20 protein-coding genes are annotated in these 25,413 nt (G+C 32.6%); all 20 read left to right on the forward strand.

Going from position 1 to position 25,413, the window contains the following annotated elements:
* The first annotated feature begins 72 nt into the window (after positions 1-72).
* The 20 genes from BM086_RS14880 to BM086_RS14975 all read left to right on the forward strand — a co-directional run bounded on the left by BM086_RS14880 (position 73) and on the right by BM086_RS14975 (position 25,319).
* Positions 73-1,026 (forward strand): glycosyltransferase family 2 protein, encoded by a 954-nt coding sequence (locus tag BM086_RS14880; RefSeq protein ID WP_092328304.1) that lies wholly within the window; start codon positions 73-75, stop codon positions 1,024-1,026.
* A gap of 98 nt (positions 1,027-1,124) precedes the next feature.
* Positions 1,125-2,792, forward strand: coding sequence for a hypothetical protein (locus BM086_RS14885; protein WP_092328307.1), 1,668 nt, complete (start codon positions 1,125-1,127; stop codon positions 2,790-2,792).
* Positions 2,793-2,854: 62 nt separating this feature from the next.
* Positions 2,855-4,003: a glycosyltransferase family 4 protein gene (locus BM086_RS14890; protein WP_092328309.1), complete on the forward strand. Its 1,149-nt coding sequence runs from the start codon at positions 2,855-2,857 to the stop codon at positions 4,001-4,003.
* A 151-nt stretch (positions 4,004-4,154) separates the two neighbouring features.
* Entirely contained in the window at positions 4,155-5,600 is a 1,446-nt protein-coding gene (locus tag BM086_RS14895; RefSeq protein ID WP_092328312.1) for a DUF6056 family protein, read from the forward strand.
* A gap of 51 nt (positions 5,601-5,651) precedes the next feature.
* Complete coding sequence (locus tag BM086_RS14900) at positions 5,652-6,878, forward strand: glycosyltransferase (RefSeq protein ID WP_092328314.1); 1,227 nt, start codon at positions 5,652-5,654, stop codon at positions 6,876-6,878.
* 13 nt (positions 6,879-6,891) lie between these two features.
* The gene (locus tag BM086_RS14905) at positions 6,892-7,962 is read left to right on the forward strand and encodes a glycosyltransferase family 2 protein (protein WP_092328317.1); all 1,071 of its coding nucleotides are present in this window, start codon (positions 6,892-6,894) and stop codon (positions 7,960-7,962) included.
* Between the two features lie 42 nt (positions 7,963-8,004).
* Positions 8,005-8,958 carry an alpha-1,2-fucosyltransferase gene (locus tag BM086_RS14910; protein ID WP_092328320.1) on the forward strand — a complete coding sequence of 318 codons (954 nt, stop codon included), beginning with the start codon at positions 8,005-8,007 and terminating at the stop codon, positions 8,956-8,958.
* A gap of 53 nt (positions 8,959-9,011) precedes the next feature.
* On the forward strand, positions 9,012-10,025 hold the full coding sequence (locus BM086_RS14915) for a glycosyltransferase family 2 protein (RefSeq protein ID WP_092328322.1): 1,014 nt from the start codon (positions 9,012-9,014) through the stop codon (positions 10,023-10,025).
* 108 nt (positions 10,026-10,133) lie between these two features.
* A complete protein-coding gene (locus BM086_RS14920; RefSeq protein ID WP_092328325.1) occupies positions 10,134-11,264 on the forward strand; it encodes a DegT/DnrJ/EryC1/StrS family aminotransferase in 1,131 nt (376 codons plus the stop codon).
* An 18-nt stretch (positions 11,265-11,282) separates the two neighbouring features.
* Positions 11,283-13,079, forward strand: a complete 1,797-nt coding sequence (locus tag BM086_RS14925; RefSeq protein WP_092328327.1) for an ABC transporter ATP-binding protein — start codon at positions 11,283-11,285, stop codon at positions 13,077-13,079.
* An 80-nt stretch (positions 13,080-13,159) separates the two neighbouring features.
* Positions 13,160-14,116, forward strand: coding sequence for an FkbM family methyltransferase (locus BM086_RS14930; protein ID WP_092328330.1), 957 nt, complete (start codon positions 13,160-13,162; stop codon positions 14,114-14,116).
* Between the two features lie 73 nt (positions 14,117-14,189).
* Entirely contained in the window at positions 14,190-15,554 is a 1,365-nt protein-coding gene (locus tag BM086_RS14935; protein WP_242952232.1) for an MBOAT family O-acyltransferase, read from the forward strand.
* A gap of 14 nt (positions 15,555-15,568) precedes the next feature.
* A complete protein-coding gene (locus BM086_RS14940) occupies positions 15,569-16,723 on the forward strand; it encodes an alginate O-acetyltransferase AlgX-related protein (protein WP_092328336.1) in 1,155 nt (384 codons plus the stop codon).
* A gap of 18 nt (positions 16,724-16,741) precedes the next feature.
* Positions 16,742-18,304 (forward strand): hypothetical protein, encoded by a 1,563-nt coding sequence (locus BM086_RS14945; RefSeq protein ID WP_092328339.1) that lies wholly within the window; start codon positions 16,742-16,744, stop codon positions 18,302-18,304.
* Positions 18,291-19,556: a hypothetical protein gene (locus tag BM086_RS14950; RefSeq protein ID WP_092328342.1), complete on the forward strand. Its 1,266-nt coding sequence runs from the start codon at positions 18,291-18,293 to the stop codon at positions 19,554-19,556. The genes BM086_RS14945 and BM086_RS14950 overlap by 14 nt, the downstream gene beginning before the upstream one ends.
* Positions 19,557-19,615: 59 nt before the next feature.
* On the forward strand, positions 19,616-21,115 hold the full coding sequence (locus BM086_RS14955) for a hypothetical protein (RefSeq protein ID WP_092328345.1): 1,500 nt from the start codon (positions 19,616-19,618) through the stop codon (positions 21,113-21,115).
* A gap of 50 nt (positions 21,116-21,165) precedes the next feature.
* Positions 21,166-22,698 carry a hypothetical protein gene (locus BM086_RS14960; RefSeq protein ID WP_092328347.1) on the forward strand — a complete coding sequence of 511 codons (1,533 nt, stop codon included), beginning with the start codon at positions 21,166-21,168 and terminating at the stop codon, positions 22,696-22,698.
* Between the two features lie 4 nt (positions 22,699-22,702).
* Positions 22,703-23,758 (forward strand): acyltransferase family protein, encoded by a 1,056-nt coding sequence (locus BM086_RS14965; RefSeq protein WP_175560304.1) that lies wholly within the window; start codon positions 22,703-22,705, stop codon positions 23,756-23,758.
* A 69-nt stretch (positions 23,759-23,827) separates the two neighbouring features.
* Positions 23,828-24,820: a glycosyltransferase family 10 domain-containing protein gene (locus BM086_RS14970; protein ID WP_092328352.1), complete on the forward strand. Its 993-nt coding sequence runs from the start codon at positions 23,828-23,830 to the stop codon at positions 24,818-24,820.
* A gap of 70 nt (positions 24,821-24,890) precedes the next feature.
* Positions 24,891-25,319, forward strand: coding sequence for a sugar 3,4-ketoisomerase (locus BM086_RS14975; RefSeq protein ID WP_092328355.1), 429 nt, complete (start codon positions 24,891-24,893; stop codon positions 25,317-25,319).
* Positions 25,320-25,413: the final 94 nt, after the last annotated feature.

The following is a 25,413-nucleotide window of genomic DNA, read 5'->3' on the forward strand; positions in this document are numbered from 1 at the left end:
TTCGTGCTTACATAAAAGTCATTATTATTCTGTATCCTGTATATCATTAGTTTATATGATGAGGAAGAAGTAATGGATAGAATTTCAGTTGTTGTGCCTGTTTTTAATGAAGAGGGCAATATTGCAAAATTACATCAGGAGATAAAGAAAGTTTGCGAAGATAATGGATATATTTATGAAATTATATTTGTAAATGACGGTTCAACTGATAAAACTGATGAGGCTTGCAGAAAACTAGAACCGCTCAAGCTTATAACAATGCGTAAGAATTTTGGACAGACTGCAGCGATGGATGCAGGTATTAAGGCTGCGCAATATGATTATATCGTAACAATGGACGGCGATGGTCAGAATGATCCTGCTGACATTCCCGGAATGCTCAAATATCTCCATGAGAATGATCTTGATGTAGTTTCCGGCTGGCGCAAGAACAGAAAGGATACATTTATGAAAAAATTTGTATCCAGGGGCGCAAATTTCCTAAGATATCTAATGGTTCATGACGGAATCCATGACAGCGGATGTTCGCTTAAAGTCTACAAAAAGGAATGCTTTAAAGGCATCAATCTCTATGGCGAGCAGCATAGATTTATTCCTGCTATTTTAAAGATTAAAGGCTTTACTGTTGGTGAGGTTGTGGTAAATCACAGGGCTAGAACCTCCGGCTATACCAAATATAATTGGAAGCGTACAATTAAAGGCTTTGTTGACATGATTTCAGTGTGGTTCTGGAATAAATTTGCTACAAGACCTCTTCACCTACTTGGTGGAATGGGGTTTATATTTGAACTTGCCGGATTTGCATGTGGAATCTGGTCTATAGTTCTTTTTGCTATGGGAAGAAAGATGTCAAATAATATTTTCCCGCCTCTTTTAACAATTTTCTTCGTTATCATAGGCCTTTTGATGATAATATTCGGACTTATGAGTGAAATACTGATAAAGACATATTATGGTGTTCATGTTGATACACCGTATAGTGTTAAATCAATAGAGAATATAGGAAAGCACAAAGACACTGAGTAAATGAGTGGCTTGTCAGGATTTTCAGACGTAGTATATAGAACTGATATAAAAGTGATTTGACTGAGTATGGGCTACACTAAGATATGGGAGAGTGGGATTTGGATTTATCTAAGAAAAGAAGCTTTTTAATACTGATAATTATAATATTAATGCAGGTAGCGGTGATTTTTTACTGGGGTGGCAGGAAGGCAAATTTTTACTGGGACGAGTATTATTCATTTGAAAAGACACATTTTATTTCTGATTCCACATCATACACACATAGAATAACTGAGGATGGAAGATTTGTTCCTAATACCTGGATGCCTGTTTCACTTATAAAAGAGTTTCTTAGTGTTAATCCTGAGGATTCAGTTATTCATGATAATCCCTTAAGTACTATCAGAAAGCTCTTTAAATATAATAACTATTTTGTTTTGCTGAATATATTTGAGGCGCTATTCTTTCCGAGAGAGACGACAGCCTGGGCAGCGGTTATTTTAAATGCAATCATATTTGTTCTTAATCAGTTAGTGTTGTATAAGCTTGTAAAAGAAATGTTCAAAGAGCAAACTGTTTTGCCATTAGCGGTCACTGCGTTTTATGGATTTTCTTCAATCTGTTTGTCTATGGTGGTGTTTGTAAGATTTTATATGTACGCTACGCTTATGAATACTATTTTTGTGTATTTCCATTTGAAATTTTGGAAGCTCGATGAAACATCGCTTATTAGGAGCTTAGTGTATCTTCTGGTGATAGCGCTATCGTTCCTTGTCGGATATAATAATGCGCAGTTTATGGCAATTTTTGCAGGTATGTTCATGGTCTTTTTTGCCATAGGGCTTATTATCAAAAAAGGAATAAAGAATTTCCTGATATATTCAGTACCTGTTTTTGGAGGCGGATTTGTTTATCTTGCCACACAGACTGATTATCTGAGTATTGTATTTGATTTTCAGAGTGCTTTACATGGGACTAACGATGCGATTATTTGGTGCCTTGAACAGATAGTTGATTTTAGACCATACATGCTTCCGGGAAGGGTAAAAGATATGGCCCTTGCGCTTGGAAAGTATATGTTCGGAAGCTTTTTTGTTATGCTTTTATTTTCTACAGTTGTAATATGTGCACTAATAATAAAAGCGGTTAAGGGAGAGATTGGAAAAAGGAGTGCTTTAAATAATTCAAAAGATGATAGTGTAGGTGGCTTTTTTGCTATAGTATTTGTTTCCACCTTTTTATTTATGGCATTTTTCACTACTTTTGGGTTGTTTGAGCAGATTCGCTATATTGCATATGTTTTTCCTGAGATTGCAATAATTGTTATGGTATTGTGCGCATATGCACTTGATAACAAGAATATGCAATTTAAGCTTTCATTCCTTAAAAATAGGAATTTGACTGTTTTGGCAATGCTATTTCTTGTAGTCATGCAGATTCTTGCAGTTAATATAAAGGGCAAGGTGGATATGATATATCCAAAGGATAAGGATGGAATAGCTAAGATCCGTTCTCTTAATGCCGATTCAATGATAATATATGGTGGCGCTACTAGAGAATTTATTGTATATCAGGCATCTCTGTTTGTAGATAAGAATGCTGAGTTCTTCCCATGTGACGAGGGGAATCTTGAAAACCTGGAAGAAACATTAAGAGATGAAATGATGTTGGTGGAATATGTCGGCGCAGACCATAAAGAACTCACTGATATGCTTGAGAAAAATGGGTACACTATGGATTATGTTGGAAGTACTTATAATTTTAATGCATATCAGGTGAGAAGGTAGGAAAGTACGTATTCGATAATAAAGATCTATTAGCGCAAGAGATATGTTTAAGGAATAAAGAAATGAATATTTTGGTATTAAATTATGAATATCCTCCACTTGGAGGGGGAGCAGCTCCGGTTTCTAGGGATATTAGTGAGAAATTGGCTGAAGCCGGAAATAAAGTAACTTTGGTGACAATGGGATTTAAAGGACTTCCAGCGTTTGAAATTGTAAATGGGGTAGAAATCCATAGATTGAAGTGTTGGAGATCAAAGAAGTCATCGTGCATGCCATGGGAGCAATATACATACATCATGGCAGCTAAGAAATTCCTTTCAAAAGAACTGGCTAAGAACAGCTATGATGTTTGTCATACACATTTTATTATTCCAACAGGAGAAGTTTCCAAGTGGGTTCATAAGAAGTATAATCTTCCGGTTGTTATCACCGCTCATGGCAGTGATGTTGAAGGGTATAATTCCAAAAAATATATGCGTATCATGCATATCTTTTTAAGACCTTTTTGGAAACAGATTGTTAATGAGACTTATAAAGTCATTTCTCCATCGAAGTTTTTGGAAGAACTTATGCTTAAGGCATACAATCGACCGGATGAATACTTTTTTATACCGAATGGAATTGATGTAAAAAAATACTCTGATTTACAAAAACAGGGGATTCCTAAGAAAAAAACAGTCCTTTTAATGGGACGTATGCAGAAATACAAGAACATGCAGACGGCTCTTATGGCACTATCTAAACTTGACCTTAATGGTTGGGAAATAAAAATCTTAGGAGATGGACCATATCGACCTGAGCTTGAGAAGCTGGTAGAAGAAAAAGGCTTAGCGAAAAATGTTAAATTTTTTGGCTGGGTTGAAAATGGCAGCAAGCAGCAGATGGATATTCTTGCGGAAGCGTCAATATACATTACTGCCAGTGAATTTGAGAACTGTCCTATGTCAGTTTTGGAAACCATTGCAGCAGGATGTTATCCGCTTTTATCAGATATAAGGGCGCATCGCCAACTTGTTCCGGAGGAGGAGTTCTACTTCGAACCTCATGACGTGGATGGATTGGCCAATAAACTTTCTAAGTATATGGCGAATGAACCACAAGCATTTAATTATGATCTTAACAGATATGATTGGAAGAATGTGTTAAGCAGCTATTCAAAGGTGCTTAAAGAGGCCGCTGAAAAAGGGGTAAAGAGGAAATGTATTGTATGACGGCTATGCCGGTGTGGTATCATTTGGTGTATGCTTCTGTAAGAAGAGTTGTGTGTTTAGACTGAAAGAATGAGAAAATGTTATGCTAGCTCAGATTTGTGAGATAAATTGGATTTGTTCAAATTATTAGTAAGGTAATGAGTGAAGAGTGATGGTAAATAAAAAGCGACAAGAGTTGTTTTCGATTGTTTTGGGGATAATTCTTTTCATGTTGTTATTAGTCCCATACATAATGGCTGCGTTTTATGCTAATTTATCAGCAGATGATTGGATGAATATAGCTAAAGTAAACGGTGAAAACGGAAATGGTGTTTTAGATAAAACTCTGCTATGGGTCACGGATATTTATTTGAATTGGCAAGGAACTTATTCGGGAAGCTTTTTTACCGGATTCGGTGGAATGATATATCAGTATGGTGGGGGGATGAGATGGATACACATTGAATATGCGTTTGCAATAATCCTCTTTTTCATTACTTTTTTTGCGCTAATTTTACGTTTGTTAAGGACAATTCTGGGACCAGAGTATAAAAAAGGGATAGCATGTATCTCAGCAACGCTAATGATGTTTATTATTTTACATGATTATAATGTTAGTGAAGTGTTTTTTTGGCATACTGGGTTATGTATGTATACACTGCCTATCTGTGCAGGTCTTATGATGTTCTCATTATTGTTGAATGAAAGAAAAAATAGAACTGTTACTCTGATTTGCTCATTATTAGCATTGATATCAGTGGGAGGTGCTCTGAATATTGCTGCAGCAGTTTGTTTTGGGTGTTTAAGTTATTTAGTATTTGTTTATGTGAAGAAAGAAAACTATATTCAGTCAATTATTATATTTGTTTTTGCAGTAATGGGGGCGATGATTAATGTTGCTGCCCCGGGCAATTATACAAGACATTCTGGAAATGGGGATGGTTTTAATATCGTATCATCAATTCAATATGCACTTATGGGGGTATGTAAACGAAATATTGGATTTTGCATAGGTTATTCAATGCCGTTTTTATTTTTAATTGCGTTACTACTGTATAATTTTGTCTTGAGGGCTAAGCTTCCAACATTTAACCCAATAATCATGGGACTAGTTTTTATAGCTTTAGAAGCAATAATAGATTTTCCTGTATATTTGGGTTATTCATCGGACTTTTTTCCTGTAAGGTGTGAGTTTTTATCTAGAATAGTTTCTATTACATTGATGCTTTTATGGCTGATTGATTTTATTAGTTGGTATGGAGAAAAATGGGGAAGAACTATTGATATTAATCGTCAATTTGTTGTACTTACTTTTGTAATCATACTAATTGCATGTACTCCATTTTGGCATTCTGAGGAAGCAAAAAGCTATTTTCCTGTCAGAATATATTTGGATTTAGCATCTGGTGAATTGAGAAAATATGAAAATGCTAATCAAATGATTTTAGAGGCACTTACTAATGCAGAAAATGAAGATGTTGTTATTGAGGTGTATGAATACAGTAATGTGGAGTATATGGAGCCATTGAGGTTATCAGACGATCCGAACTATTGGGTAAATAGAGGAATGTTATCATATTTTTCAAATGTTAAATCAATTTCTGTTAATTATAAGTAATATTTTATTTTTTGACTATAAAAGTTTGTTATATAAGAAAAATGGGGGAAAATGAAAAAAATAGCTTTAATAATAAATACGCTTTCTAATGGTGGCGCAGAAAGAGTTGTATCAAATCTTACATTATGCTTATCAAAATATTATGAATGTGATGTTATTGTTAATGATGATGTTATTGTGGATTATCCAATAAGTGGAAAAGTTATTTCGCTTGGGATAAAGCATTCTGAAAATAGGTCTAGTGTTTTGTACCAAATGAAGGTTTTTTTTGTCAGATTATCAAAACTAAAGCAGATTAAAAAACAAAATAATTATTATGCAGTCATAGGATTCTCGGATAGCGCCAATGTTGCTAACCTTTTGTCAAGGGTAGCAGGTGAGAAAACTATACTATCTGTACATATAAACATTTCAAAGGCACAAAATGAGGGTAGATACAAATACATAGTAGGGCCGCTTATAAAAATAATGTATAATCGTGCGGATGGTGTGGTAGCTGTTTCAGAGGGAATAAAGAATGATTTGGTAAGAAACTATGGGGTTAGGAAAGAATTATTATATGTAGCACCAAATGGATGTGATAAACGATTAATATCTAAAATGGCTTCAGAAGAATTAGAAATTAGTGAAGCAGAATGGTTTGATGGAAGCAAGATTATTGTAACAATGGGCAGACTGACTAAACAGAAGGGACAGTGGCATTTAGTCAGAGCGTTGGCAGATGTTATAAAAAATGGTTATAATTGTAAATTACTTGTTCTTGGTCAAGGAGAATTGGAAGAGTATTTAAAGAAAATTATTACAGAATTTGGAATGGACCAAAGTATAATTTTATGTGGTTTTTGTTCGAATCCTTTCAAAATAATGAGTAAATCAGATATATTTGTTACATCGTCCCTTTGGGAAGGATATCCCAATAATATTGTCGAAGCAATGAGCTGTGGCTTACCATGTATATCTTCGGATTTTGATTCTGGGGCCAGAGAGATTATTGCTCCAGAAACAGATATTGGTTATAAGAATACTGATGAGATAGAACAAGGGCAGTATGGTATACTGGTTCCTGTATGCGATGGCAAATTGTACATGAATGAAGAGTTAACAAGGGAAGAAAGTCTTTTGTCAAATGCGATTAAAGAGTTATTGACTAATGATGCTCTACGAGAAAATTATAAAAACAAGGCAAGTGAACGTGCAGAACAATTAGATATAACTAAAACATCAGAAGTGTGGTGTGAGGCGATAGAAAGTGCAACTACTATTTCTAAACTGAAATAATAGGGTATATAAGATGACAAATATGACTTTAGAACACATTAAGTATAGTTTTCTGGTTCCTGTATATAATGTAGAAAGCTATCTTTCAAAATGCGTAGATTCAATATTAAATCAAGATTATGACGATGCCTATTATGAAATAATACTAGTAGATGATGGTTCTCAAGATTCTTCTTTAAAAATATGTGAAAAATATGCAGAAATGCATAAAAACGTAATTACGATACATCAGGATAATAAAGGATTGCTTATGGCGCGGGGGACAGCTGTAAAGAAAGCGCGTGGAGAATACTTTATTTTCGTTGATTCTGATGATTATATAGAACTTGATTATCTAAAAAGAATAAATGAATATATACTTCAATATAAACCGGATTTATTGGTTTGTGGTCATTATGATGACATAAATGAAGCTAGAATTCCACATTGCGTTTCAGATAAAGATTTTCAAATAATAAGTAAGGAAGATTATTTAAGATTATTTGTCGCTTCGGAAGAAAACAATAGAATATGGGAAAAAGTGGTGCGTGGACAAATATTGCGCAATCATTATGACAAAATTTATAATATTAGTTTAAGCATTGGTGAAGATAAAATCCAAACTGCTAATATAATTAAATATGCAGATAGTATTATCTTGTTAAAAGATTGCTTATACCATTATGTTTATAGGAATAGCAGTATTGTGCATCATAAAAATCCAAATGATATAGGTACAATTATTGGAGTTAATGTAAGAGTAAGAGATGTTGTGAATGATATTTGCCATGAGATTTCTTTTAATAAAAAGCAAACCAATGCGGTGCTTACTCAATACGATGAGGTCGCAATTAATGGAGTGATGGAACAAATTTATAAATATAATAAACGTGATGATATAAATAATAATGCAAAAAAAGAAAAATTAGATTCAATATTAGAAACTTATAAAGATTTTTTCTGCAGAGAGATTAAATGTAGTCATGGGCTTAAAATATATAATAAAGTAAGATTAGTATTGTTCAGAAGGAAATGTTTTTCGGTTTTGCTGTTATTAGATCAAATCTTAAAGCGCATTCAATTGATATGTGGTACAAGTAGGTAAAATGGGAAAACTAGATAGATAATGATTTGGTGATAAGTGATTATGGAAAAAAAGACAAAAATTCATTTATACATACGAGGCAATTGTGGTAATCAGTTTTTTCAATACTCTTTTGCGAGATGGATGCAGGAAAAAACTGATGGTGAACTAATTATAAACTATAGTAAGTTAAGGCAAGCTGACGATAAATTACCAGAAAGTGATAATTTGTTGCAGCTTTTTAATGTTGTTCCATACAAATATCAATCGAGGATGGGATTGCATGGGTATTTTTTCTCATTCATTAAATTGATTAAAAGATTAGGTGGATATAAAGATTTTGAAAAAAGAACATATGAATTTCATCTGAAATGTGCAAAGATATTACCGAGATTTGGCATATACTATTTTGATGCAGCATATTATCCTTTTAAGATTGCAGATTGCAAGAATATCTATATAATCGGATATTATGAATGTCCAAAGTATTTTGCTGAAATAGATGAGAAGATATGCAAGGAATTAACGCCTAAGCAGCCTTTATTGGAATCAAATAGGGAATTGTTTGAAGTAATTACTGGAACTGAATCTGTGTGTGTGACAATTAAACGAATGGATGTTAATAGGGAAGATATAGCGGATATATATCAGTATGATATATCTTATTTTTATAGAGCAATGGAATATATGACGGAAAAGATAAAGAATCCAGTATTCATCATTTTTTCAGATGATATAGAGTGGTGCAAAGAGAATATCAAGATGAATGTTCCTATGTATTATGAGACACCAGGTAATCCTATTTGGGAAAAGATAAGATTGATGTCGTCTTGCAAACACTTTATAATTCATAACTCTACGTTTAGTTGGTGGGCTCAACATTTATCTGCTAACAAAGATAAAATAGTTGTAGCACCAAGTAAGTGGATGCAAAGAGATGATCAGCCAATAGATTTGTACGAAGATGGCTGGATTTATCTGACTGCAGATGGACAATTTGTTTCAGAACATGAGTAAATAAGTATTGTTCCAGATAGTTTGTGTAATAAGAAAATGGAAAAAATAGAGTAATGATTGAGAATAATCCTGAATTTAGTGTAATAATACCTGTTTATAATGTAAAAGACTATTTAAATGCATGTATAGACAGTATACTTGAGCAGTCCTATAAGAATTTTGAAATTATTCTTGTGGATGATGGTAGTACAGATGGCAGCGAGACAATTTGTGATGAATATAGTAAGAAATACAATAACATTTATGTATATCATAAACAAAACGGAGGACAGTCATCAGCAAGGAATATTGGAGTAGAGCATGCTAATGGAACATATTTTATTTTTGTGGATAGTGACGATTTTATAGCGACAAATACATTGGAAATGTTCAAAGAACGCATTGATCAGCTAACGACTGTGGATGTCATTCTTTCAGAGGAGATGTCTGAAGTTAGAAATGATGGTACAATCGTACCACCTGATAATAAACTTGATCAGCAGGAATATTTTCGATTAAACGGTCAGATGGCATTAACTAAAATGTATCAGACTATTCCGAATTGGAGTCCATGCGGTAAGTGTTATAGAACAGAGTATTGGAGAAACAAAACATTTAAATTTATTGAAGGGCGTATTTCAGAGGATTTACAGCTTATTGACAGAGTTATCTTGGAAGCAGATGTGGTATCTATGGTGTCACCACATTATTATTATCGCTCCAGAATAATGACCTCAACGATGCATAAAAATTATTATAAATTAGTTGATGATACCATTTTTGTTATAGATGATTGGATCGATTATCTTAATCAAAAAAAGTTGAATAAAGAATTAAATGAACTAATTCTCAAATCATTAGCTAATACGTTAGAACATATAGCATTGGCTAATATTTATTATGTTCCAAAGGAACAAAGAGGTGTTTTGACAGGCAAGGCTTACAAATGTGTCAGTATATTAAGATATGATACAAGTCTTGAAGGGAAAGCTACTATGTATGCAATCTCGCTTATTGGGTTAGATTTGACATGTCTGATTTTAAATAAAATAAAAAGCTTTAGAAAGAAAAGAAAATCTATAAAGTAATATTTCTTGATGTTTGAAATAGGAAAACATATAATTTTCTAGTGCAACAAATAAGTTTCATGAGTGGAAATAATATTTATATTATTTCGTACTGGAAGTGGAGAGAAAATGATTAATGTATATCAGCCAAGTTTAGGTAAAGAAGAGTTGGATAGAATTTCACAAGTTTTTGAATCGAATTGGATTGGTAAAGGGAAATTAGTATCTGAATTTGAAGCAAAGTATGCTGAACTGTTGAAGACAGATTCTAAACATGTTTTGAGTACTAATTGTTGTAGTGAAGGATTGTTTTCTTCAATGCATTTATGTGATATTAAGCCGGAAGATGAGGTAGTTCTGCCCACTATCAGTTTTGTTGGTGCTGCTAATTCTATTTGCGCTAATGGTTCTAAGATGGTTTTATGCGATGTGGATCCTAGAACTCTTAATGCAAGAGCTGAAGATATAGAAAAAGTGATTACAGATAAGACAAAGGCAATATTGTTACTTCATTTCGGAGGAATTCCATGTGAGATGGATGAAATAATGGAGTTGGCAAATTCTCATAACATCAAGGTTATAGAGGATTGTGCAGCAGGAGTGTGTTCGTCTTACAAAGGAAAAGCTTTAGGCACTTTTGGTGATATGGGTATGTGGTCTTTTGATGCCATGAAGATTCTGGTTTGCGGTGATGGTGCCATGCTTTACTTTAAAGATGAAGAAGTAAGGGAAAAAGCTGAGAAATGGCTTTATTTTGGCCTTGAAACCAAGAGTGGATATGAAAATAGCGTTGCTCAGAAATGGTGGGAGTTTGATATATCCTGTTTTGGGCATAGAGCTATTATGAACGATGTTACTGCTGCTATGGCACTTGAGCAGTTCAAAAAATTACCGCTGTTTATGGAAAAACGTAAGGTTGTAAATGATTTCTATGATGAAAATCTCAAGGATTTATCCTGGATAGATTTACCACCGGTATTGCCGGAATATGTAAAGTCATCATATTACTTTTATCATATTCAGGTTAAAAATGGGAAAAGAGATGAACTTGCTACATATTTGAGAGAAAGAGGAATATATACTACATATAGATATTTCCCTATCCATAGAGTAAAAGGTTATCATGCGGTAGGTAACTTCCCTAATGCTGAATTTGCTACAGATAATACATTATGCTTACCTATCCATCAGAGTCTTACATCAGATGATTTAGGGCTTATTGTTGATACAATAAAGGAATTTGGGAAAAAGTTCTGTTAACGCGGAAATGATGTGTTTATGAAAAAAAATATATTATTATTTAAAGAGATATTGGACGAAATATTTTATATTTTGGACAAGAAGCAGAAATTACAAATGTTATATGTCCTTTTTACGATAATTCTTAGTTCTGCTTTTGAATTGTTGGGGGTTACGGCAATTCTACCTTTTGTTCAAGCTATAGTGTCACCTGAAAATCTTATGAGTAACGTATATGTTAAAAGGGTATGCAAAATGATTGGTATAAATGATTATACCAGTTTGTTGATCTTTATAGGGGTGGGGCTGATTATTGTATATATATCAAAAAATACCTTTTTAATATATGCTAATTTTGTACAGACAGATTTTCTTACTTCAATGCAAAAAAATCTTAGTATCAGAATGCTTGATTCATATTTGAGCAGGCCATATTCTTTTTTTCTTGATACGAGTAGTGAAACAATGAGAGTTGGGTGCTTAAGCTCGATTGTTTCGTTTCGAGATACAATTGGTGATTTATTAAAACTAATGACAGAAGTGCTCACGGCTGTTTTGATTGGAGTATATTTAATATATACTGACTGGTTTACAGCATTAGGTACATTGGCTGTTTTAGGGATTATTTTAATAGTAATGGTTTTTGCTTTTAAACCTGCAGTAAAAAAAGCGGGAAATTATGCAAAGATGGCAGATGTTGAGCGAAATCAGAGTATATCGCAGGCAGTTGAGGGAATAAAGGATATTATTGTAGCCAAAAGAAAAGCATATTTTGTTAAAGCTTTTGAAAATGCAGCAGAAAAAGCAAGGATAGGTGCTAGAACGTATACCGTATTAGGTGATTGTCCTAATAGAGTTACGGAAGGAGTTTGTGTAAGCGGAATTATTGGAATAGTTTGTATAAGGCTTGCTATCGGTGATGAGAGCATGGCATCATTTGTGCCTAAATTGGCTTCTTTTGCTATGGCGGCATTTAAAGTGTTACCATCAGTTGGAAAAATTGCAAATGTTATAAATAGTATAGTATATAACAGACCATTGGAAGCCGAGGTGTTTAAAAATGTACATGAGGTTGAAAAATATAATTCTGTTAAAGAGCAAATCAAAGAACTTGATTATGATGAAAGTGTGAGTGTTTATAATAAAATATTAGCTGATGATTTTAATATTTGTTTAGAAAATGTTGAATGGAGATATAGTTCACAAGGAAAAGAAATATTGAAGGGGTTGTCATTAGAGATAAAAAAAGGACAATCGGTTGGCTTTATTGGAGCGTCAGGAGCAGGAAAAACTACATTAGTTGATATCATTTTAGGTTTGTTTAAGCCACAGGCTGGAGAAGTGACTATAGATGGAGTTGATATTTTTTCAATACCTGAAGTATGGTCAAAGCTTGTTGGGTATGTTCCTCAAAGCATATACTTAATTGATAATACAATAAGAGCTAATATTGCATTTGGAATGCAAGAAGCTGATGATGAACGGGTGTGGAAAGCATTAGAAAAAGCGAATCTAAAGTCCTTTGTTGAAAGTCTTCCTGAAAAATTGGATACGCTTGTTGGAGAAAGAGGAGTTAAATTTTCTGGAGGACAAAGGCAAAGGGTTGCCATTGCAAGAGCTTTGTATAATGAACCTGAAATTTTAGTTTTGGACGAAGCGACTGCAGCATTGGATAATGATAGTGAAAATGTCGTAATGGAATCTATTGAAGAATTACAAGGTGATGTAACTCTACTAATTGTTGCACATAGGCTTACAACTATTCGTAATTGTGACAAGATATTTGAGATTACAAATGGAGTAGCAATTGAGAAATCAAAAGAAGATGTTTTATAGATATTTAGTGTGATTTTTAAATAGCAAGGGTGTTATTATTAACACCCTTTTTACATTATTTATGGTATGAAGAGGAAAAGATGAAAAATATCAAGAAGATAATAATTAAAATAAAGGATGGTTATTTATATAAGCGTACATATACGAAATATGCTAAGAAAGTCATAAAAATGATGATTAAACAAGGTGATTGGAACAATAGTTTTTTAGAAGACATTCGATTTATGTATATAAAATATACTATTCCTGAGATTTATAAGAATACTACTGATCCGGAGATTAGGAAATGTATGGAATACGTTGCTAATAATAAACCGGAAGTTTTTTGTTATGATGATGCCAGAAAATCATATTATGATATACAAGATGTCCATTATGACGAGGCTGCCAAAATGTACTTTGGGTATTGGGAAGGGAAAAAGCTGTATTTTAAGCGCTCTTTAAATAGTCCTGAGATGGTTCGTAACTACTTGAGTAATTCAAAATGGGAGCAGAGCTTGGAATCTCCACATAGATATTTAACTGAGGACTTTAATGTAGAGAATGGTGGAGTTGTTTTTGATATAGGAGGAGCAGAAGGTAATTTTTCATTGACTGTTATTGACAAAGCTTCAAAGATATACATTTTTGAATGTGATGAAGAATGGATTGAGGCGTTAAAGCTTACATTTGCTGACTATAGCGATAAAATCGAGATTGTAAAAAAGTATGTTAGTGATAAAGATTCTGAAAGAACAATTACAATCGATACCGCAATGAAAAATTATAATGTAAATAGTGTTGATATGGTTAAGATGGATATAGAAGGAGCTGAGATTAGTGCAATAAAGGGAGCAAAGCAATCTATTGATAGTGGGATGATTATGAAATGGGCAGTTTGTACGTATCATAATCCTAAAGATGCAGAAATAATATCAAATCTCTTGTCAAGCTATAAGAGAGAATATTCTAAGGGATATATGATGCATGCTATATGGCAATTGCATAATTTGAAGTATCCTTATTGGGTTAAAGGGGTTCTTAGAGCAAGACTATAGTTGATGGAGCAGTGTGATAATGGTTTTTTCTAGTTTGATATTCACTTTCTTCTTTTTACCCATAGTACTATTGATGTACTATTTGGCAAAAGAAGAATATCGCAATTACATTTTACTAATTGCAAGTTTGTGGTTCTATTCATATGGAGAACCACATTTTATTGTTGTTATGATTGCGTCAATCATGGTAAATTATGGGTTGGCACTGTTAGTGGATAAATATAAAACAAAATGTATAGGCAAACTATGTTTGATATTAGATTTAGCCGGCAATTTAGGTATACTTTTTGTTTACAAATATTTTGACTATTTGTTGTATATAATGGCTGAAAAGATACATCTTGGAGTGTCACCAATAGGTATTACTTTGCCTATTGGAATATCTTTTTTTACATTTCAGGCATTATCATATGTTATTGATGTTTATAGAGGAACTGTAAAAGTCCAGAAGAATCCCTTATATTTAGCTTTGTATATTTCATTCTTTCCGCAGCTTATAGCAGGACCAATAGTGAGGTACTCAACAATTGAAAGACAGATTACTGAAAGAAAAAGCAGTACTGATTTATTTGCTGATGGAGTAAGGCGATTTATGCTAGGTTTTGGAAAAAAAGTATTGTTGGCAAATAATTTGGCACTTATTCCGCAGCAAACATTTAGCCGGGATGTTACAATTACAAATCCATTATTTTTATGGATGGGATCTGTTGCGTATAGTTTGCAGATTTTTTATGATTTTTCTGGATATTCTGACATGGCTATTGGATTGGGGAAGATGTTTGGTTTTGAGTTTGAAGAAAATTTTAATTACCCATATATATCCAAAACAGTCACGGAGTTTTGGCGGAGATGGCATATTTCATTGGGACAGTGGTTCAAAGATTATGTGTACATTCCATTAGGCGGGGCAAAAACAAATGCTATACGACATATTTTGAATATGCTAGTTGTATGGACGCTTACAGGAATTTGGCATGGTGCAAATATAACTTTTTGGGCTTGGGGATTTGGGTATTTTGTGCTACTTGTGATAGAAAAGTATTTGGTCAAACCATCACATCATGAGAATGTTTATTTCAGGATATTTTGGCGCATCATTACTTTAGTTTGTGTTAATTTTGGATGGGTTATCTTTAATTCAGAATCTTTGAAAGCGGGAGTGAAATATTGCTTAGCTATGTTAGGATACTATAGATACCAGACAAATATGATAGATACTGACATTGTCGCTAATTTTCGTCAATATGGAGTTTTTATTATAATGGGTATATTATTTTCAACGCCCATTATGAAAATGCTTAGAGAAAAAATATTGTCAGAAGGTGGTAAGAAACTATTTGCTATTTTGGAGCCAGTTGTAGTATCAGTTGTATTTTTGTGGGCGGTATCATACTTAATATTAGGAGCACATAATCCGTTTATTTATTTCAATTTTTGACCAAGGAAAAGAAAATGAAAAAAAATTCTATAGGACATATTTATATAGGAATATTTATTATTCTTGTATTTGGCTTAGGCATTGGTAGCTTTTTAAATTTGGCTGATTTTTATATTAATGACAGAAAAAATAACAATGAATGGACTCCTGAATTAGGAAGCAAACTGGAGACAGATATTGCAAGCACTTTTTATATGAATTTTGATTTTGTTAATTTAAATGGTGCTATCAGAACAATAATGAATCAATATTCAATGAACAATATTGTGAAAATGAACAACGGATATCTTTTGACTACGGTTGAAAAGTGCTCGGAAGATTCACTTAATAATTATGCAAACAAAACAATAAGGTTGAATGAATATTTAAAAGAACGCGGTTCGTATTTAGTATACGCGGCAACACCATATACAAGCAGCAAATATGATCCGGAATTACCTGTTGGGGTAATGGATTATGGAAATGATAATATTGACAGATTGCTGGAATTATTAAAAAAAGGTGGAGTGGATGTATTAGATTATAGAGAAACCATGCATTTAGACGGAATCAATCAGTATGACTATATGTATGTAACGGATCATCATTGGACAACTGAAGCTGGATTATATGCTTATGGTTATTTGGAAGATTATATAAAGGACAAAACGGGATGCATAATTGATGACAGAATTCGTGACATTAATAATTATTCTGTGACCAAGTATAAAAAATGGCACTTAGGGTCAAGAGGACAGCGTACGGGAATATTTTATGCTGGAATTGATGATTTTGACTTGATTGTTCCAAATTTTGACACAAAGATACAAAATGATTATGGCGAAATTGGAACAGTGTCTGAATTAATGTTTGATATGACAGCACTTGAGCAAAAGAATTTATCGTCAAGATATACTTATGATTCTGTTCAAGGAAAAACATTAGGACATTATGTTAATTTAAATAGCATGAATGATGTTAAAGTATTACTTGTTTCAGATTCTTTTGGAAAAGCACTTGGCCAGTATCTGGCTATGGGGGTCAAAGAAGTTAAATACATTTACGATGGTGAAGATTATGAGCTGACGCCTGAGTATATTGAAGAATATGATCCTGATGTTGTAATAATGTTATACTATTCGGAGAATGTAAAGGATAATTCTAAAATGTTTTCTTTTGATTCTTTTTAATTAAATGGAAATGTTATCATGGTTGAAAATCGGAATTATAAATTTTTAAATTATATAGTTTTTGCTTTAGGAATTTGTGCACTTGTAATAATCTATGTTTTAAAAGCTAGGGAAATAGTTTTACGTGCTGATTATCAGTGGGAAGTTCGTGAAGGGGTAGTATTAAACATGGCTCAAAGATTCGCCGCTGGAGTCAATCCGTATGAGTTTCATGATGGATTGCCAGAACCTGTTTATATGTATGGAATAGTACTGCCTGTTTTATTGAGTGTTTTGATAAGATTTGGCATTAATGATATTATCCTTGCTTCGCAGATCCTTACATTAGGTGTAGAGATTTTTGGCGTAATAGTATTTGGCGTAATCCTGATGAGAAGAAGAGTGAATATGTCGTTAATTCCAATTGGCTTAATTGGGATTAGTAGTTGTTATTTTAGATTGGCAGCATATGGTGGAATCTTTCCTGATGCATACGGATTAACTTTACTAATTATTATTTGGAGTATACTCCAAAGTGATGAGAATAAATGTCATTATCGTATAATCATTTATGCTTTATTATGCACTATAGAATTTTACGTTAAGCAATATTATGTTTTTATAGCATTGGGCTTTTTAGTGTATTTTGCTTTGAAGAAAGAATATAAAATGCTATTGAAGTTTGCAGTTATTGGAAGTTGCGTGGGTATAGTTTCGATAGTTTTGATCAGACTTTTCTTTCCAACATATTTTACGACAAACACTTTTTTTCTTGGAATATATAATAAGTATTCATTTAAATTGGCTTTTGAACAATTGCTTTCAATTATTCAAACATATTCAGTTATGTTTTTAACATTTCTGTTTTTTGTTACTTTGAAGTTGTTTAGATACAAGAAAGCAAATGTGGATATAGTGGATATTGATACATATTCAATTGCCCAAGGTATCACTATGTTATTAATTGGAACGCTATTATCGACTTCTAATGGTGCATGGATAACATATTATCTACAATTATTTGTACCATATTTATTGTTCCTGGCAATAATAATTTGGGATGGGATTGCGAAGAGGATAAAAATATCTATACCAAATTATTATATTTCTGCAATTGAAGTTGTACTATTGGCAATAGTTGTATTAAGCATTAAACGGCTTGTTTTTGTACAGCATATTACTGATGAACAGAAAAAAGAATGGGAAGAGGTATATACAGTTTTAGATGAATATAAGGATTGTAATATAAAAATGAGTGCACTGCCATTGAATTTTTATTGTTTGAAAAATGGCATTTATAGTGATAATCCGGGACATTCAAATTGTTATACATATGAACTAATGGATTTAGTTGATGAGAAGTCTCCAAATAGTATTATTTATCCGTATGCCAAAGAATTAACAGAACAGTTTATGCAGTACAATGAAGAATCATTAAAAAAATGTGCGAATGGTTATTATGATTGCGTTGTTGTCGAAAAAAATAATTATTATAGTGAAGAGATAGAAAATGCGATTAGTCAGTCCTATAGGAAAGTAAACGATTATAATCTTGTATGTGGTGTGGAAAAATGGGAGTGTACTATTTATGTTAAAAAATAGTAATATCAATATAAAGAAGAACAGCGTGCAAAATGTAGTGATCATATGCATTTTATTATTGTTGGGGGCTATTTTTTTTGAGTTTTACATACGCTTGCTCACTCTTGATTCAGCTACTCTTACGGCAGATGATTTTCGTAATCATGTTAATACAGCGTTGGATTTTTTAAATTATATCAAATATGGGAAAAATGCTGTATCACTTTTTAAAGAGAACAATCAGTATTCGCATATTATAGCATATCCGATGTGGCATATTATTGTTTTGGTAGTGACGTATTTTGTTGGGGGAACGAATGGAATTGAAAACAATGTGTCAATCAATTTTTCCATTGCAATAACCAATACTGCATTGTTATTAGCAGCGTTTATAATAATATTTATTTATTTTAGTAAGAAGGTAAACAGTTTTACTGCTGTATTATTAGCAACAAGTATGATGTTTTGTGGGCCTATTGATAATTTTGGATTGTTTGATAGATACTATTTGGGGGCATATACTGCAAATGTATGGCACAACCCTACATATTTAGCTGCTAAGCCAATTGCTTTAGTTGCGTTTTTGTGCTATGTCAAATTGTTGGAAGATGATAATAGTGATTTTAAATTATATTTTAAAGCAGCTTTTTTATTAGTAATAAGTGCTTTGTGTAAACCAAGCTTTTATCAAGCATTTTTACCAGGATTAGTGGCATATTGTGTTATTAATTTTTGTGTTTCTAGAAATGCGTCGATGTTTTGGAGATATGTTAAAATTGCATTGACTTGCGTTCCGGTTGGCATTTTGGCAATTATTCAATCTAAAATAGCTGTTTCTGGCAATGGAGGAGCAGGACTTTCATTTGGCCCATTTTATGTAATTAAGCATTATACAAGCAATTGGTTACTAGCGATTTTTTTATCTATCCTATTTCCAGTTGCTACTTTTGGATTATGTTTGGCAAAGCACAGATGCAATACTGAAATTAAGTTATCATTTTATATGCTTATTTCTGCTTTTTTAATGTATCTTTTGTTTTATTTTGATAGTAATCCTTTTGCAGGAGATTTTAGCTGGGGAGTTGGATTAGCATTAAATATAGCGTTTGTGATTGCAACAAAAGAGATAATGCTTATAAGAGATAAATGTTGGTATGGTGTGAAAAATGGTTGTTTTCTTTTGCTGGCAGCACATACCTTTTTTGGGACAATATATTTTTTCAATATTTGGTATTCTGGATTGTTTTTGGAAAAAATGTCATATTTTTTCTGATAGTTGAATTGATTAGAGCTCGTATATAATTACGAATTTAATTAATGTTTGGGAGGATAATGGAGATTCGTATGTTGCGGGAGAAGTGTTTTAAAACGTCTGACAAGTGCAAAAGATGCGTTTTGTACGTTGTTTTAGCAATTATTCCCATTATTGGTGCATGGGTTTTATTATTAAAATACAATATTCATGTTAGTGCGCTTTCAATTTTTAATTCCCAGTGGAATGATGAGCTCAGTTATTACAAGCAAATAGAAGGAATAATGCGATACGGTATGCCTCAGGGATATTTTGGGTATAATGAGTCGAAAGCTATGATTGGAACATATGGCCCATGGTCACCTGTTTTACTGATTCCATATGCTATTATCTTTAGAATTATAGGTTTGGGAACATATAAAATATTACTTGTAAATCTGGTTTTGTGTTCGCTGACACTTATTGGAATTACACATTTACTTGAACTCAATTGGATGCCGGCAATTTCAATTGCTGGCTTGTTTGCTGCAAATGCCAACATTATAAGATACACAATGTCCATATCACCAGAGATAATAATTATGCTAGGTACATTGTGGATGATATGTTTTTTATATAAGTATGAGAATAGTAGTGATGACAAGTATTACTGGGCGTATATTGCAATTATGACATATTTGTCATTGTCGCGCGGATATTATGTTATTTTTGGTGTTGCGGGGATATTTATTGCAAAAAGAAAAAGAGTGAAGCTTATTACTGCTTTGATAGCTATTTGTACTGCAATAGCATATCTCTTGATAATTCATTTTTTTTGTTCTCCGTATTTTAGATCGCTAGTAAATACAGATTTAATGAAATTATTATTTACATCGCCCAAATTGTTTGTTAAGGAAAGCTCAGACATAATAATAGATGGATTTAGCAAAACATTTAAATCTATATTAGAAATAAAAAATAGAGATGCTTTTGGTGGAGTATATTATTTCTTTTCTTATGTAGTAATTATTCTTTTGATGTTTGGTGGTATTTTGAAAAAATGTAAAACCGCTATATTGGGGGCATTAAGTTTTTTGTTTATTATATTGTCGATATGGCTTCTGTACGATGTTGATACAGGGACAAGACATCTTATGGGTGGAGCTTTGGGGTTGATTTCAGTTTTTTTGATCATATTGTCTTTTGGTAATATACAGAGGGGAATAGTTACCATTGCTATTTGGGGAACTGTAGCATTATTGACATTTTATTGTGAGACAGACTTTGTTATTAAGCCGCCGATTGTCGACGAAAAACTAGAAAGAGAGATTGATAAGGCAGATATACAGTTAGCTTATTCTGACAATAGATGGGATAATACTGTAATTTGGTCTATAGATTGCGACTATAGATATTTATATTGTTTACCCAAAGGAGTTGGGATCAATCTTTGCACTAATGAATATGTTATGAAAAATGATGTGAATTCTAAGTACGTTACAATTAATAATGACAATGATGATTTAGTGACCTATGTGTGTGATAAGGGCTGGAAGTTAATAAAACGCATAGGTGGCATAAGCCTTTATGTAATCCGATAAGGCATGAGATTAGTAGCTTTTATTCTATATGAAATTTATGAGAGATTGATATGAACAAAGTTATTAGAAAAAATTACGGCGGAAAAAAGATTGAAGTTTTTAATAATGCGATAACGTTTATTATTGTATTTGTAGTGCTTATATATTTGCAGTTTTCATCAGGTATTACCAGGGATAGGTATGTAGGCGATGCGTGGGAGTACGCAGCCATAGGAGACAGCTTATTTGCATCAGGTAGTTTTAGACTTTTGGACATAGAAAGTCCCATAAAAGTTTGGGGGGGTGGAGACTATCGAGGATTTGCTTTTCCGATACTTTTAGGCGTATGTCAACAATTAGACTTAATATTAGGCATACATAGTTCATGGTGGATACTTAGTAGCCTACTCTATTCATTGTTATTCCTTATTTACATAAGGTTTTTGCAAGAGATAGGTATAAGGAAGGAGAAAAATTTTACTTTTGTTAGAAGTATTATATCATTTTTTCTGCTTTTGATTTTCTTCTATGGATTGATAATATATGCACTTACGGATGTTTTAGCTTCATTTTTGGCAATAATGGCTGCTTGGATCATATTGGTTGCATTAAAAAAGAGAGAAAACCAAACGTATATTTGGCTTTTTGCTGGGGGAGCTGTCGCGTATTTGGCATATAATATTCGGACGGTTTATATGTTAGAGATAATTGGACTGGTCTTTACTGCAGTTTTGTATGAGACTATGATGAGCAGAAAAGATGTCACTAATAATAATTACGTTTCTCGGATTCGAAATCCATTCATTGCATTATTAGCAATGATTACCGGGATTTATTCTGCTGCTTTACCACAGATCTATATTAATTATAATAGATATAGATTATTATCTCCTAAAGTGCAAGTTAATGGTTTATTTGCGCAACAATTGTGGTGGGGAATTGGTATGGACAGATATGGTACATACATTGGAACTGACAATGAATTAAAGGTTCAGATGAAGTTCATTAATGCAACCGGTTTGGCCATACAAAGTGTTTTTGAAAAGGAAGGATATGAAATTTCAATGAAGTCATATATTTTGGCGTTCATGAAATTTCCATTAGAATTCATTGCTATACTTTGGAAGCATATTTGGAATGCAATGTTTATTCTTTTTCCTGAAACCTATGTACAGGATGTTACAATCGATAGGAGCATACTAGCGATTGGTGGACTTTTTATTGTGATTTTGTCTTTATTTTTATTTGCATACGATATTAAGAACGGGTTTAGTATATTTTGTTCAAGTAGTGCTAATAAAGAACATAAGTCAGACATGGTATTGCGGGTATTCGTTATAATTTCGTTACTACTTCCTACTTTTGCTATTATGTTAGGAGCTTTAGAAGAAAGATATTTGTTGGTACTATATTTGCTTATATATGGAAAAGTATCTGATTGTAAAGCTGACTATCTTTTAATAAGGCAAAATTGGAAACAATTATTGATAAAAGTAGTTATAGGGCTGATTATAGCATTTACAGCTCTTTCGATTGAAAGTGGAATTTTGGCAGAACTTCAGGGAGTGGATGGAATTGTGCCCCTTATGTTTAATGGAAAATAATAAAATGGAAATGGCTGAGATGGATAATAAACGCGCTTGTTGGGTAGATGTTTCGAAATTATTTGCAATGATAGCTGTAATAGTAAATCATACTACAGGTATTCTTTATACTAATCTAAATATAGCTTATGCTTCTTATTTTAGTGTTAGTTTATTCATAGTTACTATGGGAGTGACAACTTATTGGTCATTCGATAGAAAACATGGAGACTATAAGATGAAAGTGAAGAAAAGTTGTTTAAAGATAATAATTCCTTATCTAGTTGCAACTTTGGTATATTGTATTTGGGCTGAAAAGCAATTTGTATTTTCGATGTTTTTAGACAGAGCAATACATTTTAGTGCTTGTGGTCCCTTTTATTATGTTATGTTGTATGTTCAACTATTATTAGTTTCTCCAATTCTTTACTATGTTTTAGCTGTAGCACATGGAAAAAGATACAGGATGTTATATGAATTAGTTGGATTTGCTATAGTTGTAGCTTTATCCGTTTTTACAACTAATAATACTAACATTTTAGATGTTTATGGTGGAGGAGGAAAGCTATTCGGTGGTACATATCTCATCCTATTGTACATTGGTATGTTATTTGGCAAATATTGTAATCGATTAACGCTAGGGAAAATAGGCAGTTCCATAGTGTTTTTTTCAATGTTTTTTGTTACGATAATTTGGTGGTACTTGGTAACTAAATATCGTGCTGCGATTGATTCATTTTTTCCATTTGGTGATGGGATAAACCCTCCGGGAGTGGGATTAGGATTATGTGCTATTCTGATGATGTCTTTATTATTCTTTTTCGAAAGGGTATTCACTGATAAGAAAGTTGTTGCGTCGATGTTTGAAAAATTGTCTTTATTGGGAAGGCATACATTATACATTTTTTTATATCACATGTTATTAATTGATTACATTTCTAGGAGCCTTGGATTTTTAAAGGTGAATGTAAATCACTGGATTAAGATTATTATTTATTTCATATGTATATTTATTGGTGGAATAGCAATTGAATGGATAAATAATAAAATTAATCAATTTTTGACAGAAGCTTATAAATAGTCGTAAGCACTGAATACCGAAATATTATAAGACAATTGCTATAGAAACGGAGATTTTTGCAAGAGGTCTATGAGAAATATAAAAAGAAAAATACTTGAATTAGCACCATATATAATTGTAAAAGAAAGACTTAATGATGAAAGAAACATAGGCAGTGAAATGGGGGCTCCACCTGACTTGTATAATAAAAAAGGTGAAAAGATGAAGGTCTTTTTTTTGAGAGATAGTGGATGTATGCATACTCCATATACTTTAAGTGCAGGGCGATATCCTAATAGAATACTGTGGGATAGATACAATATATCGTTGAATACCCATTTCTATGTTCATGAAAAGATTTTTGAAAAGACTTTTAATTGTGAGAACAAAGTAGCTGTACTGCGTGAATCAGAGGAGATTATTCCTGAGCTGTATGATAAGACGATAATAAACGCAGACGTTATGAAAAAGTATTCACATATTTTTACTCATTCGGAACGTGTTTTAAATAAGTATGAAAATGCAGTTTTTGTACCAGCATGTAGTGTTTGGTATGGTACTGATTCGTATGGCGGGAATATGACTCCGGATAATATAGATAATAAAACAAAGAACATATCTATTATTGCTTCTGCGAAAGAAATGTGTGAACTTCATAAGGTTCGAGGCGAAATCGCAAGATATTATAAAAAAGATTCAAGAGTTGATGCTTTTGGTACTGCTGTAAATAATTATATTCCCAAGAAGGCAGATGCTTTAGAAAAATATAGATATAGTATAGTATTAGAAAATAGCATAACACCTTTTTATTTTACCGAAAAAATATTAGACTGTTTTGCTGCTATGACGGTTCCGATATATTTAGGGGCTTCAAAAATTGGAGATTATTTTAACACTGATGGGATTGTACAGCTAAAAAGGGATGATTTGAATGACCTTACAAATCTGGATAACCTTATAAATAAGTGTTGTCAGCAGGATTATAATGATAGGAGAGAAGCAATAATCGATAATTATTATCGCGTTCAGAAGTATTTGAGTTTCGAAGATTTTGTTTTTGATATGTTTCCACAGTTTTCTTGATGAAGTATTGTTGAATAAGCATTTCGTGGTTTTTAGTAAAATATCATAGGGACATGATTAGAGGTATAAGATGCATAATATAAATAAAGTAAAAATGTTAGAATTTCCACAAAGAGGAGACGAAAGAGGACACCTTGTCATTGTTGAAGGCGGAATAGATATTCCTTTCAATATAGCCAGAGCATTCTATATTTATGGCTCCGATGCCGATGTTGTTAGGGGACAACATGCAAATAGAAATTCTGAGTTTGTATTAATTAATGTCGCTGGAAAGAGTAAAGTAAAGGTGAAAGATGGCGAAGGAAATGAAGCTATTTTTTGTTTGAATAGGCCACATACTGGAGTGTATTTACCTACAATGGTATGGAAAGATATGTATGATTTTAGCGAAGATTCAGTGCTTTTATGTTTATCAAGTGAACATTATGATCCTAACGAGTATATTCGTTCGTATGAAGAATTTGTTGAAGAAATTAAAAAAAATAACCAAGATGGTTGATTTTAAGGGATATTTTAAAGCTTTATGGCCTATTACGTGACTAAATTGATGGATTACTGTATTTTAAGTGGATTTAATAAAAAGATTTATTATT

Source organism: Butyrivibrio sp. YAB3001 (assembly GCF_900112195.1).
Classification (GTDB): Bacteria; Bacillota; Clostridia; order Lachnospirales; family Lachnospiraceae; genus Butyrivibrio.